The 14048-nt window shown below is 69.3% G+C and carries 8 protein-coding genes; 2 read left to right on the top strand and 6 right to left on the bottom strand.

The genetic code is table 11. The features are described from left to right. Positions 1-46 precede the first annotated feature (46 nt). Positions 47-1294 (top strand): alpha/beta hydrolase fold domain-containing protein, encoded by a 1248-nt coding sequence (locus tag ACZ5IK_RS12150; protein ID WP_465487739.1) that lies wholly within the window; start codon positions 47-49, stop codon positions 1292-1294. A 526-nt stretch (positions 1295-1820) separates the two neighbouring features. On the opposite strand, the gene ACZ5IK_RS12145 is transcribed toward ACZ5IK_RS12150, so the two are convergent. From ACZ5IK_RS12145 to ACZ5IK_RS12135, 3 genes are all read right to left on the bottom strand, one after another. Beyond that, positions 1821-3005 carry an SWIM zinc finger family protein gene (locus tag ACZ5IK_RS12145; protein ID WP_465487738.1) on the bottom strand — a complete coding sequence of 395 codons (1185 nt, stop codon included), beginning with the start codon at positions 3003-3005 and terminating at the stop codon, positions 1821-1823. Then, on the bottom strand, positions 3005-5770 hold the full coding sequence (locus tag ACZ5IK_RS12140; RefSeq protein ID WP_465487737.1) for a DEAD/DEAH box helicase: 2766 nt from the start codon (positions 5768-5770) through the stop codon (positions 3005-3007). The genes ACZ5IK_RS12145 and ACZ5IK_RS12140 overlap by 1 nt, the downstream gene beginning before the upstream one ends. 115 nt (positions 5771-5885) lie before the next feature. Further along, positions 5886-7961: an acyl-CoA dehydrogenase family protein gene (locus ACZ5IK_RS12135; protein ID WP_465487736.1), complete on the bottom strand. Its 2076-nt coding sequence runs from the start codon at positions 7959-7961 to the stop codon at positions 5886-5888. A 157-nt stretch (positions 7962-8118) separates the two neighbouring features. On the opposite strand from ACZ5IK_RS12135, the gene kstR reads away from it, so the two are divergent. Next, complete coding sequence (kstR, locus tag ACZ5IK_RS12130; RefSeq protein WP_101613050.1) at positions 8119-8766, top strand: cholesterol catabolism transcriptional regulator KstR; 648 nt, start codon at positions 8119-8121, stop codon at positions 8764-8766. A gap of 49 nt (positions 8767-8815) precedes the next feature. On the opposite strand, the gene ACZ5IK_RS12125 is transcribed toward kstR, so the two are convergent. The 3 genes from ACZ5IK_RS12125 to icmF are packed head-to-tail and all read right to left on the bottom strand — an operon-like array spanning position 8816 to position 13927. Continuing rightward, positions 8816-9805 (bottom strand): TIGR03557 family F420-dependent LLM class oxidoreductase, encoded by a 990-nt coding sequence (locus ACZ5IK_RS12125; protein WP_465487735.1) that lies wholly within the window; start codon positions 9803-9805, stop codon positions 8816-8818. Next, on the bottom strand, positions 9802-10647 hold the full coding sequence (locus ACZ5IK_RS12120) for an LLM class F420-dependent oxidoreductase (RefSeq protein ID WP_465487734.1): 846 nt from the start codon (positions 10645-10647) through the stop codon (positions 9802-9804). The genes ACZ5IK_RS12125 and ACZ5IK_RS12120 overlap by 4 nt, the downstream gene beginning before the upstream one ends. Positions 10648-10690: 43 nt before the next feature. Beyond that, entirely contained in the window at positions 10691-13927 is a 3237-nt protein-coding gene (gene icmF / locus ACZ5IK_RS12115) for a fused isobutyryl-CoA mutase/GTPase IcmF (protein ID WP_465487733.1), read from the bottom strand. Between the last annotated feature and the right edge of the window lie 121 nt (positions 13928-14048).

The raw sequence follows: 14048 nt of genomic DNA, 5'->3' as shown, positions 1-14048 counted from the left end.
TTTGCAACGGGTTCTAGGCGGTCACCCGGCGGTAGGATCGGTGTCCATGCAGCCGAGTTTCGTCGTCCGACAGGCACTCCAGCTCGCGCTCACCGCGAACGCGTTGAAGCCGCCGAGAGGCGCCAGGACGGCGGTTCCGGCGTTCTTCGCGGGCTGGCTCACCGGGGAACTCGCCCCGCATCTGCTCGCGCTCACCGCGGCCGACGCCGCCGCGCACGTCGCGCGTCACCGGGGCGGTTCGAGCAAGACCGGTCTCGCGCTGGCGGCCGCGTCGGCGGCCGGGCTCGGCGCGCTGATCGCGCAGTCCCAGCGGGCCCGCGACGAGATCGAGACGGCACTGACCGAAGGCATCGGCACGGCCTACACCGAGGAACTGGCGCATCCGCCGAGCCCGACCGACCTCGCGACACCGTGGGGCCAGCTGGCCATGCCGTTCCGCATGCGCGACCCGGAGGTCCGCCGCGAACGCAACATCGCCTACGCGCCCGGCGGGAAGCGGTTCCTGCTCGACATCTACGCCCCGCGCGAGAAGGTCACCGGCGCGCCGATCCTGCTGCAGGTGCACGGCGGCGCGTGGGTGATCGGCAACAAGGACCAGCAGGGCCTGCCGCTGATGCTGCACATGGCCAAACGCGGCTGGCTCTGCATCACGATCAACTATCCGCTCTCCCCCGCCGCCCGGTGGCCCGCGCACATCGTCGCGGCGAAACGCGCGCTGGCCTGGATCCGGGACAACGCCGAGTCCTACGGCGGCGACCCGTCCTTCGTCGCCGTCACCGGAGGTTCGGCAGGCGGGCACCTCGCGGCGCTGCTGGCGCTGACCGCGAACGACCCGGCACTGCAGCCCGGCTTCACCGAGTCCGACACGAGCATCCAGGCGTGCGCGCCGCACTACGGCGTGTACGACTTCGCCGCGACCAGCGGGCGGCGCTCCAGCCAGACGCGGTTGAAGACGCTGATCGCCCGGCACGTCTTCGAGGCGGAGAAGGACCCGGTGAACTTCCTCGACGACTACATCGCGGCGTCACCGCTGGACCGGATCACCGAGGACGCGCCGCCGTTCTTCGTCATCCACGGCGTCCACGACTCGCTGGTGCCGGTGGGCGAGGCCCGCGAGTTCGTGCGCCGCCTGCGGGAGAAGTCCCAGCGTGAGGTCGCGTACGCCGAGATCTCCGGCGCTCAGCACGCTTTCGACGTCTTCCCCTCGATCCGCAGCGCGCACGTGGTCCGCGGGGTGGAGCGGTTCCTGGAATGGAGCTATCGCACTTGGCGACGCCGGTCCAGCGGGTCGTGAGTGGCGTTTCGGGTTAGAACAGACCGGTATTTGCCTACGTTCGAGCGTGACGGCTCAGCGTGTACCGGATGTTGACGATGAAGGAATCGGGACGTTGAGTGTCCCGATTCCTTCATCGTCGATGGGCCGGGCCGAGCGGGGAAGATTCCGGACGCTCAACGTCCCAAATCCTCCCCACTAGCCCACATCGGCACCCAGAAAAAGCTCTACAAGCTCACCAAGACGACATCCGGATCCAGCGGGTCGGCAAATACGGGACCACCGGAACCCGAAACGCCACTCACGACCACCCCGCCCGGGTCTTCCGTCGGCTGCTTAGCGGAATGTCCTGAAGGTGTCGCGAAAGCCACCTTCGGGACACCAGAAGTCCTGAAAGTGGCTTTCGCGACACCGCGTCTGCTCGGGTGGCCTCGCTCGCCCACGTGCCGGCTTCGGATGTTGCGAAGGTGGCTTTCACAACCTTCATCGTCGCTAAAGCCACCTTCGCAACGCCCCCACCCCGGATCGAGGGCTTCCTCCGTCGAGGTCAGGGCGGGTAGATCACATCCGTCGGCCGCGTGGACGGCGGGCCGTCGACCCGCCAGCCCTCGCCGTCGCGCACGAAGCGGTACCAACGTTCGTCACGGCCGTAGCGCAGTTGCAGATCGCCCTGGGTGATCCGGTTCCGCCAGACCTTCGGCTCTCCCGGCAGTCCCGATTCGGCGAAGTCCGCTTTGGCCTGTGCGAGCGGTGCCTGCCCCGGCCGCCAGACCTCCCGGATCACCGCCATCCCGCCCCGGCCCGCCTCACGCCAGGCCTGCGCCCAGACGGCCAGATCCCGCACTGAGACGCTTGCGGCCTCGGCGAGTTCGGCGACGACGCCGGGATCGCTCGCCGCAGCCCGGCGCGCGAGGTCTTCCTCGAACGTCAGCTCCACCTCGCGCTCGGGCCCCATGACCAGTAGTTCCCAAGCTCTCGCGGCGGCGTCGGCGGCCAGTTCCGCGAACGTGTCGCTGCTCCAGCCCGTGCCGTGCGGCGGATCGACGTCGAGGACCGCGGGCGGCCCGACCGTGCCGGGGACGGCCAGCCGCGGGGGCACCGCGGCGATCCGCCGGGTGTAGGCGCGTTTCGGGTCGATCCCGGGCGCGGCGGGAGCGCGTACTCGCTTGCCCGGCTCTCTCGCGGGAGCCCGGCGGGACCGCAGTTCCGCGAGCACGGCCTCCCTCGGCCTGCCGCGCAGCAGGAACAGCACGAACGGATCGGCGTCGACCTCGTCCGCGACCAGGTAGTAGACAGCGGCGACGTGTTTGCACGGGTTCGCACTGTCGGGGCAGGAACACTTCGGGCGCAGGTCACCGGGGCCCGGCAGCAGGTCCGCGCCGGCGGACCGCGCGTCCTCGGCCAGCTCACCGGGCAATTCGCCGTCGAGGAGGGCGGCGACGTGCCCCAGCCGTGCACCGACCATGCCGAGCAGTCTCTCCCACTGCGCCTCGGTGAACGCCCGCATGTGGATGGTCACCCGATACGGCACGGCGCGGCTGCCCTGTACCCAGGCCGTCACCTCGCCCGTGCCGACCACCAGCTTGCTGACCGTCCCCTTGCGCGCGTACGTGCGCCCGCGCGGCAAGCGGTTCGGGTCGAGTTTGGCGCGGTCTTCCAAGGCTTCGACCCACGCCTGGCCCCACCACGTGTTGCCGAAGGTGCGCCGTTTCCGCCCGGTCGCGCTCGGCATCAGGTCTCCCCGAGCCGGACGAGGTCGGTGAGTTCGTCGTCGGACAGTTCGGTGATCCAGTTCTCGCCCGCGCCGATGACCGAGTCGGCCAGTCCGCGTTTGGTCTCCAGCATCGTGGCGATGCGCTCTTCCAGCGTGCCTTCGGCGATCAGCCGGTGCACCTGGACCGGTCTGTCCTGCCCGATCCGGTACGCGCGGTCGGTGGCCTGGTCCTCGACAGCCGGGTTCCACCAGCGGTCGTAGTGGATCACGTGGGTGGCCTTGGTCAGGTTGAGCCCGACGCCGCCCGCCTTGAGGGACAACAGGAACACCGGCACCTCGCCCGCCTGGAACCGGGCGACCATCTCCTCGCGGGCCGCCGGCGTGCTCGACCCGGACAGCAGCATCGTCGGCAGCCCGCGTTCGGCCAGGCGTTTCTCCAGCAGGCGGCAGAGCTGGACGTACTGGCTGAACACGAGCACGCTGTCGCCCTCGTCGAGGATGACGTCGAGCAGTTCCTCGAAGGCGGCGAGCTTGCCGGAGCGGCCGTGCAGCACGCCGGGCTCCTTGAGGTACTGCGCGGGATGGTTGCAGATCTGCTTGAGTTCGGTGAGCAGTTTGAGCACCTGCCCGCGCCGGGCCACCCCGTCCAGGTCGCGGATCATCGCGAGGTTCTCCCGGACGACGGCCTCGTACAGCGTCGTCTGCTCGGCGGTGAGCGGGACGAACCGGTCGGTCTCGGTCTTGCGCGGCAGTTCCGGGGCGATGTCCGGATCGGTCTTCTTGCGGCGCAACAGGAACGGGCGCACGGTCGCGGCGAGCCGTTCGGTGACGGCGGTGTCCCGGTCGCGTTCGATCGGGCGCGCGACCTTGCGGCGGAACCCGTCGAGCGAGCCGAGCAGTCCCGGCGTCGTCCAGTCGATGATGGACCACAGTTCGGTGAGGCGGTTCTCCATCGGTGTCCCGGTCAGCGCGACCTTCGCAGCGGCCGGGATCTTCCGCAGTTCCTTGGCGGTGACCGAAAGCGGGTTCTTGACGTGCTGCGCCTCGTCGGCGGCGATCATCCCCCAGTCCACTTCGGACAGTGTCTCGCGATCCCGGCGGAGGACGCCGTACGTGGCGAGCACGACCTCGTCCTGCGCGACCTCGTCGAGATGGCGCCCGCCGCCGTGGAACCGGCGCACCGGGATGTCCGGCGCGAACCGGGCGAACTCGCGTTCCCAGTTGCCCAGCAACGAGGTCGGGCACAGGACGAGCGTGGGGCCTTCCTTGAGCGGGCGGCGGTGCAGATGCAGGGAGATGAGCTGGATCGTCTTGCCCAGCCCCATGTCGTCGGCGAGGCAGGCGCCCAGACCCAGCCCGGTCATCGTCGCCAGCCAGGCGAGGCCCGCCTTCTGGTACGGCCGCAGGGTGGCTTGCAGTTCGGCGGGTTGCTCGATCGGTTCCGCGGCGCTGTCACGGATCCGCTGGAGCAGCCCCGCCAGCGCGGACGGGACGGTGAACTCGACCTTCTCGCCGTCCAGTTCCAGTTCGCCGGTGAGCGCCGCGGCCAGTGCCTCGGCCCCGGACAGCTTCTTCGCGCGGTGAGCACGCACCTTCGCGATCAAGCGCGCGTCGACCTTGATCCATTTGCCCCGCAGCCGCACCAGCGGCCGTTTCGCCTCCGCGAGCGCGGTGACCTCGTCGTCGGTGAGTTCCTCGTCCCCGACGCTCAGCCGCCAGCGGAACTGCAAGAGGCTCTTGAGCGTGAACTCGGGACCGGTGACACTGCCCGGTGCCTGCGTCGCGCTCGCCTTGGCCTTGAGCTCGCCCGAGAACAGGTCCTTCGGCCACTGCACCTCGATACCCGCGCCGCCGAGCGCCGCGTCGCCGTGGGTCAGCAGGTCGACGACCTCGTCGTACTCCAGCGCCAGTTCGGTCGGCGCGGCCGATCGCAGCATGCGGCCGAGCGGCGACCACGCCCTGGCGCCTCGCCGCAGACCGAGCAGCAACTGCGTCTCGACCTGCTCGCCCATCCGCTCCAGCACGGCTTCGGGCGCGTCCCACAACGTCGCCGCCTCGACGATCAGGCTCGGATCGGCGGTGCTCCGCACGGCGAGGACCGCGGCGAAAGTGGGCTCTTCCTCGGGGTTCTCGGGCTCGTGCACCTCCATGCGCAGGATGAGACGCGCGCCCTGGGCCTGACGGGCGTTCAGTTCCGCCAGCCACGCGGCACCGTCCGGCCCGACCAGCGTCGGCTCGGCCGAGGCGAACGCCGGACCACCGGCGGCGACACTCGCGGCGGGCGTGCGCACCAGCACGTCCGCCGTCGCGTCCCAGAGCGCGCGGATCAGCGACTCCGGTGAGTGCAGCCGGATCCGTTTCAGCCCGGACAACGGCAGCGCGTGCGCCTCGGGCGGCAGCGCGGCGCCGAGCCCGCGCAGCAGCTCCTCGTCGGCGACGTCGAGCGGGCCGACCCGCCACGAAGCCACCCCACCGGGTGAGGCCGCGGGCAGCAGCCTGCCGCGGGCGATGAGGTTCACCCCGGCCTCGGCGGCGGCCGACCACGCGGCGATGGCCGGGCTCAGCTCGCCCTCGGCGGTCAGCAGCCGCGGAATCGCGCGTGACAACGGGACGAGCGCCGCGTCGACCTTCGTGCGCCGGAAGACCTTTCCCACCGGCAGCACGAGTTCGATCGCGGTGTCACCCGCTACGCCGTCTCCCCAGAGCGCCAGCACGCCGTCCCGCGGGGGATCCGAGGGGACGAAGGTGGCTTGGGTTCCTGTGCCGAACTCCACGACCCGCACGCTAGAGCACGGGACCGACAACCGGCCGGCCGACGTGTAATGAACGGGACTTTCATTGCAAATTTTGCAATGAAAGTCCCGTTCATTACACGTCACGGAGCCGTGACCGGGACTTTCAGGACCGCGGGAGCCCCAGCAGCCGCTCGGCCGTCAAGGACAGCAGCACCTGCGTGGTGCCGCCCGCGATGCTGAGGCAGCGGGTCAGCAGGAACTCGTGCTGCGCGGGGTCACCGGCGACGAGGGCGTTCTCGCCGAGTGCCTCCAGCGCGAACTCCGCCACCGCCTGCCGGTGCCGGACGCCCAGCAGTTTGCGCACGCTCGACTCGGCTCCCGGGTCCTGGCCGTCGAGCCGCCGCAGCGTCGCCCGCAGGTCCAGCACCGAACACGCGCTGCCGTCGGCGATCAGCGCGCCGAGTTTCTCCGGATCGGCGCCGTCCCCGAGCGTGGCGAGCAGGTTCTCGACGCCTTCCCCGACCGCGGACCCGCTCCCGAGGGCGACGCGTTCGTTCGCCAGTGTCGTCCGCGCGAGCCGCCAGCCGCCGTCGACCTCGCCGACGACCATGTCGTCCGGGACGAAGACGTCGTCGAGGAATACTTCGTTGAAGACGGCGTCGCCGGTGATCTCGCGCAGCGGGCGGGTGCTGATCCCACCGGCGGTCATGTCGACGAGGAAGTACGTGATGCCCTTGTGTTTCGGCGCGGCCGGATCGGTGCGCGCCAGGCAGATCGCCCAATCGGCTTCGCGGGCCAGCGACGTCCACACCTTCTGGCCGTTGAGCAGCCATCCGCCGTCGACGCGCCGGGCCGTCGTGCGCAGCGACGCGAGATCGGAGCCGGCTTCGGGCTCGCTGAACAGCTGGCACCAAATGATCTCGCCGCGCAACGTGGGTGCGGCGAACCGGTCCCGCTGTTCGGGAGAACCGTGCTCCAGCAGCGTCGGGATCGCCCAGGAGCCGATGACCAGGTCGGGTCGGCGGACGTCGCCGTCGGCGAGCGCGGCGTCGATCCGCAGTTGCTCGGCGGCGGCCGCGCCCCGGCCGTAGGGCGCCGGCCAGTGCGGGGCCAGCAGCCCCGAATCGGCCAGCGCGACACGTCGTGCCGTCTCGGGCAGAGCGGCGATTTCGCCGACCAGGGCACGGAGTTCGGCGTCTTCGCCGACCTCGACGCGCAGCGTCCGGCGGTCGCCGCGCAGCGCGAGTTCGGCGGCGCGACGACGCCACCGGGCGGAACCGCCGAGCCACTGGCGCAGGGCCACGGCACGGCGCAGATAGAAGTGCGCGTCATGCTCCCAGGTGAATCCGATGCCGCCGAGGATCTGGATGCAGTCCTTCGCGTTGGCGACGGCCGCGTCGAGGGCGTAGGCCGCCGCCGTCGCGGCCGCGAGGGGATGCTGCGCCGGGTCGTCGGCCGCCCTCGCCGCGTCCCACGCGAGAGCGTCGGTGGCTTCGGCCCGGCAGAGCATTTCCGCGCAAAGATGCTTGATCGCCTGGAACGAGCCGATGGGACGGCCGAACTGCTCTCGCACTTTCGCGTACTCGACAGCGGTCCGGAGACACCATCGTGCGATCCCCGCGGCTTCGGCGGCGCCGAGCGTGGCGGCGTAGGCGTCCACGGGAAGCGACTCGAAAACCGCTTCGGCCCGCACGCTCGTGCAGCGGACGCGGCCGACCGGCCTGGAGACGTCGAACGGGTCGCACCGTTCGATGTCCACTCCGGACGCCCCGGGCGGGATGAGCGCGCAGACGTCACCGTTGGAGACCAGCAACCATGCCGACGGGTGAACGTCGAGAGCCGGTCCTGACTCACCGTCGACGACCGAGTCCGCGATACGGAACCCCGGGCCGAGCACCACCGCCAGCCGTTCGGCCCCGTCCGCGAGACCGGGCAGGATCTCCTTGGCGGCCAGGGGATCCGTCGCGAGCAGTGCCCCTCCCAACGCGGTCCCGAGGACCGGACCGGGTACGAGTGCTTCGGCGGCTTCGGCGAGCCCGGCGGCCAGATCGGCGAGCGTGCCACCGGCACCGCCGACGTCTTCGGGGATCGCGACGCCGAACAAGCCGAGTTCCGCCAGCCCTGGCGGCGGCTCGGCGATCCGGCCACTTCGGACGGCGTCGACGGGGCGGGCGGCAGCCGCCCACGCCCGGATCGACGCGGCCAGCGCCGCCTGTTCCTCGGTGAGCGCGATCGACACGGGTGAGACCTCCTCGCCGGACCTACCCGCGAGTGTAGAACGTGTTACAGTTTCTTGCCCAGTGGGTCACGTCTTGAACAGTTCGTCCGCTTAGGTACGCTACGCGGGGGAAGTGGAACAAGTTCCGAAGATCGGTTCGATGAAGGGGGACGTGGCGATGCCAGGGAAGGCCAAGGCACCCACGAGCGCGAAAGCGCGAAGCGGCAACGGTCTCTCCGCCCTGGGCGGCGAAGAACTCGGCTCCGCGGCACAACGCGACCGGCGGCGCCGCATCATCGACGCGACCCTGACCCTCGCCGCCAAGGGCGGGTACGACGCGGTCCAGATGCGGGCGGTCGCCGAGAAGGCGGACGTCGCGCTCGGCACGCTGTACCGCTACTTCCCCTCGAAGATCCACCTGCTCGTCTCCGGGCTGGCCAGGGAATTCGAACGCGCGCAGGAGAAACTGGAACGCGCGGCCATCCCCGGCGACACCCCGAGCGAGCGGCTCATGGTCGTGCTCGGCCGCAACACCCGGCTGATGCAGCGGGACCCGCATCTGACCGAGGCCATGGTCCGCGCGTTCATGTTCGCCGACACCACCGCGGCCGCCGAGGTCGAGCAGGTCGGGCGGCTGATGGAGAACATGTTCGCCAAGGCCATGGGCATCGAGGACCCGACCGAGGCCGACCGCGACATCTTCCACGTCATCGCCGACGTCTGGATGGCGAACCTGGTCGCCTGGGTGACCCGCCGCGCTTCGGCCGCCGACGTGGCGAACCGGCTGGAGCTCTCGGTCCACCTGCTGCTGGACAAAAACGGCTGAAGGGGACTTTCCCCGCATGTGATGCGGGGAAAGTCCCCTTCAGCTCGGCTCAGGCGGTGAGCTTCGGGAGCACGTCCCGCCCGAAGGTCTCGATGAACGCGTCCTGGTTCCGCCCCACGTTGTGCACGTAGATCCGGTTGAAGCCGGCATCGACGTACTTCTGCAGCGCGGCACGGTGCACGTCCGGGTCGGACGAGACGACCATGCGGCCCTCGAAGTCCTCGCGCCGCACCAGTTTCGCCATCTGCGCGAAGTCGAACGGCGAGCGGATGTCGGCCTTTGGGAACTTCATGCCGCCGTTGGGCCACTGGTCCATCGCGTTGGCCCACGCCGTCTCGTCGTCCTCGGCCCACGACAGGTGCACCTGCAGCAGCTTCGGCATCGCGTCCGGGTCCTTGCCCGCCTTGCGCGCGCCGGTCCCGAAGTTGTCGAGGATCCCCGCCAGCTTCTCGATCGACGCGCCCGGCGTGATCAGCCCGTCCGCGAGTTCGCCGGTCTTGCGCGAGGTGTACGGGCCCGCCGACGCGATGTAGATCGGCGGCGGCTCGTCCGGCAGCGTCCACAGCCGGGTGGTGTGCAGTTTGAAGAACTCGCCGCTGTGCTTGACGTCCTTGCCGGTGAACAGCTTCCGGATGACCTCGAGCGCCTCGAACATCCGCCGCACCCGCTCGGGCGCTTCGGGCCAGTAGCCGCCGATGATGTGTTCGTTGAGCGCCTCGCCGGAGCCGATGCCGAGCCAGGTCCGGCCCGGGTAGGTCGCTTCCAGCGTCGCCGCGGCCTGCGCGACCATCGACGGGTGCAGCCGGAACGACGGGCAGGTCACGCCCGGCCCGAGATCCCCGGTGGTGTTCTCGGCCAGCGACGCGAGCACGCTCCACACAAAGGAAGCTTCACCCTGTTGAGGGACCCACGGCTGGAAGTGGTCGGCGGCCATCTGGCCGGAGAATCCGTGCTGTTCGCCGAGCGCGGCCAGCCGGATCGACTCGCGCGGCGAGAACTGCTCGAGTGCCGCGGCCAAGCCGATTTGAACCTCAGTCACGCCTGCTGCCCCTTTCGAACGCTTTCGGCGACCTTCGCGTACTGGTCGAGTCGCTCCAGTGTGGCCGCTTCGGGCTCGGTCGGCAGGAAGAGCGTGGCCTCGTCGACGCCGCCGTCGGCCAGCTTGCCGAGCGCGTCCTCCTCCGGGGTGGCGCCGAAGGCCGAGAACTTGATGTCGCTCCGGCCCTGGTCGGCCAGCCACTGGCGCGCCCGGCGGAGTTCCTCCGGCGGGGTGTGGGCGTGGGGAAGCCAGCCGTCGCCGTACTTGGCGATCCGCTCCATCGCCTTCTCCCCCGCGCCGCCGATGTAGATCGGCGGATGCGGCTTCTGCACCGGCTTGGGCCACGCGAAGATCGGGTCGAAGTCGATGTGCTCGCCGTGGAACTCGGCCTCGTCCTTGGTCCAGATCTCCTTCAAGGCGGCGAGCTGCTCGTCGACGAGCACGCCCCGTGTCCGCGGATCCGTGCCGTGATTGCGCATTTCCTCCCGGTTCCACCCGACGCCGACGCCGAAGAGGAACCGGCCTCGCGAAACCAGGTCCAGCGAAGCGACCTCCTTCGCCGTGTGGATGACGTCGCGCTGCTGCAGCAACGCGACCCCCGTGCCCAGTTTCAGCGTCGACGTGGCACCGGCCGCCGCGGTCAGCGCGACGAACGGGTCCAACGTCCGGTAGTACACGCGCGGCAGGTCGCCACCGCCCGGGTACGGCGTTTCCCGGCTGACCGGGATGTGCGAATGCTCCGCGATGTGCAGCGAGCTGAACCCGCGCTCTTCCGCCGCGGCTGCGAGGACGTCCGGCCTGATGCCTTCATCGGTGATGAAGGTGGCGATTCCGATCTCCATGTTCTGCAACTACCCGAACACGCCCCGCGATATTCCCGCGCCGTCAGACGTTGCGGCGGTACTGCCCCCCGACCTCGAAGAACGCCTCGGTGATCTGGCCGAGCGAGCACACCCGGGCCGCGTCCATCAGCACGCCGAACAGGTTGCCGCCGCGGGTCGCCGCCTCGCGCAGCGTCTTGAGCGCGACCTGCGCCTCGGCGTGGTGCCGGTGCTGGAAGTCCTCCAGCCGGTTCAGCTGCGACACCTTTTCGTCCTCGGTCGCCCGCGCCAGCTCCACCTCGACGTCGTTCTCGCCGCCGTGCGGGTTGCGGAAGGTGTTGACGCCGATGATCGGCAGCGTGCCGTCGTGCTTCTGGCGTTCGTAGAGGATCGACTCGTCCTGGATCTTGCCGCGCTGGTAGCCGGTCTCCATCGCGCCCAGCACGCCGCCGCGTTCGGAGATCCGGTCGAACTCCAGCAGGACGGCCTCTTCGACCAACTCGGTCAGCTCGTCGATGATGAACGAGCCCTGCAACGGGTTCTCGTTCTTCGACAGGCCCCATTCCTTGTTGATGATCATCTGGATGGCCATCGCGCGCCGGACCGAGCTCTCCGACGGCGTCGTGATCGCCTCGTCGAAAGCGTTGGTGTGCAGGGAGTTCGCGTTGTCGTACAGCGCGCACAGCGCCTGCAGCGTGGTCCGGATGTCGTTGAAGCTCATCTCCTGCGCGTGCAGCGACCGGCCGGAGGTCTGCACGTGGTACTTGAGCTTCTGCGAGCGCTCGTTGGCGCCGTAGCGTTCCTTCATCGCGACGGCCCAGATCCGGCGGGCGACCCGGCCCAGCACCGAGTATTCGGCGTCCATGCCGTTGGAGAAGAAGAACGACAGGTTCGGCGCGAAGTCGTCGATGCTCATCCCGCGCGCGAGGTAGCTCTCGACGTAGGTGAAACCGTTCGACAGGGTGAACGCCAGCTGCGAGATCGGGTTCGCCCCGGCCTCGGCGATGTGATAGCCGGAGATCGACACCGAGTAGAAGTTCCGGACGCCGTGGTCGATGAACCATTCCTGGATGTCGGCCATCATGCGCAGGCTGAACTCGGTGGAGAAGATGCAGGTGTTCTGCCCCTGGTCCTCCTTGAGGATGTCCGCCTGCACGGTGCCGCGGACGTTGCGCAGCGCCCATTCGCGCAGTTCGGCGGCCTCGTTTTCGGACGGCTCGCGGCCGTGTTCGGCCTTGAACGCCTCGACCCGCTGGTCGATCGCGGTGTTGAGGAAGAACGCGAGGATCGTCGGTGCCGGGCCGTTGATCGTCATCGACACCGACGTGCTCGGCGACGTCAGGTCGAAGCCGTCGTAGAGCACCTCCATGTCCTCGAGCGTCGCGATGGAGACGCCGGACGTGCCGACCTTGCCGTAGATGTCGGGACGGGTGTGCGGGTCGTGCCCGTAGAGCGTCACGGAGTCGAACGCGGTCGAAAGGCGCTTCGCGTCGGAGTCGGCCGAGAGCAGTTTGAACCGCTTGTTGGTGCGGAAGGGATCGCCTTCGCCGGCGAACATCCGCGCCGGGTCCTCACCCTCGCGCTTGAACGGGAAAACACCCGCGGTGTAGGGGAAGTATCCAGGCAGGTGCTCGCGGCGCAGGAACGACAGCAGCTCACCGGACTCGGTGTAGCGCGGCAGCGCCACGCGCGGGATCCGGTTGCCGGACAGCGTCTCGCGCCAGAGCTGGGTGTGCAGTTCCTTGTCGCGGATCTTCACGACCAGTTCGTCGGCGCGGTAGGACTCGGCGAGCTCACTGAAGCGTGCCAGCAGATTCGTCGACTCACCGTCCACATCGGATTCGGCGGCGGCGAGCAGGCCGTCGAGCGCGTCGGTGCTCGCGTCGACCGCGGCCAGCGCTTCTTTGGCGACGGCGAGGTGCTCGCGTTTGCGGAGCGCGGCGACCTGCTGCTCGGTCTTGGTGTGATAGCCGCGGACGGTGTCGGAGATTTCCGCGAGGTAGCGCGTCCGGTTGGCCGGGATGATCGTGCTGGCGTCGGTGGACACCTTGCCCGCGACCTTCGGGAGCACCCCGGGCGAGACGGTCAGGCCGCGTTCGGCGAGCGTGTCGCGCAAGTGCTGGTAGAGCGCGGTGACACCGTCGTCGTTGAACTTCGCGGCGCTGGTGCCGTAGACCGGCATGTCCTCGGGCGAGGAGCTGAACGCCTCACGGTTGCGGACGAGCTGGCGCGCGACGTCACGGCGGGCGTCTTCGGCGCCGCGGCGCTCGAACTTGTTGATCGCCACCGCGTCGGCGAAGTCGAGCATGTCGATCTTCTCCAGCTGCGACGCGGCGCCGAACTCCGGCGTCATGACGTACAGCGACTGGTCCACGTAGTCGACGATGCCGGCGTCACCCTGGCCGATACCCGGGGTCTCGACGATCACGAGGTCGAAGCCCGCGGCCTTGCAGGCGAGGATCGACTCCGAAAGCCCGGTGGGGATCTCGCCGCTGGTGGTCCGCGTGGCCAGCGAACGGAAGTAGACGGGGCTGCCGTCGAGACAGTTCATCCGGATCCGGTCGCCGAGCAGCGCTCCCCCGCCCTTGCGGCGCGACGGGTCGACGGCGAGCACGGCGATGCGGAGCTTGTCCTCCTGGTCGAGCCGGAACCGCCGGATCAGTTCGTCGGTGAGCGACGACTTTCCCGAACCACCCGTTCCGGTGATGCCCAGCACCGGCGTCGTCCGCGCCTTGGCGGACTCGGCGATCTTGTCGAGCCACTCCCGCGGCAGGGTTTCACGCTGGAGCTGGGTGATGACGCGGGACAGCGCCGGGATGTCACCCGAAAGCAGTTTGTCCAGCGAGCCGGGCGACTCCGCGGACAGATCGGTGTCGCAGGCCTTGATCATCAGGTTGATCATGCCCGGGAGGCCCATCTCGTAGCCGTCCTCGGGCGAGAAGATCCGGGCGACGCCCCGCGAGTGCAGCAGGTCGATCTCCTCGCGGACGATGACACCGCCCCCGCCGCCGAACACCTTGATGTGCCCGGCACCGCGTTCGTTCAGCAGCTCGACCAGGTAGCTGAAGTACTCGACGTGCCCGCCCTGGTAGGCGCTGATGGCCACACCCTGGACGTCCTCGGCGATGGCCGCGGTGGCGACCTCGTCGACCGACCGGTTGTGCCCGAGGTGCACGACCTCCGCACCTTGCGACTGCAGGATCCGCCGCATGATGTTGATGGACGCGTCGTGGCCGTCGAAGAGGCTCGACGCCGTCACGAAGCGAACTGGGTTCACGGGCCGGTGCAGGTCGCTGCTCATCTCTCCAAAATACTTGGACTTCCGACTATTTTAAACCCATCCACTCGCGTGACGGCCCTCTCACTCGTCCTTGACAGATCAACTCGTACCAGTATATTCAACCAAAGGGTTAAACAACCGA

The sequence above is a fragment of the Amycolatopsis sp. NPDC031561 genome, assembly GCF_055580625.1.
This window is presented reverse-complemented; position numbering and strand designations above follow the sequence as displayed.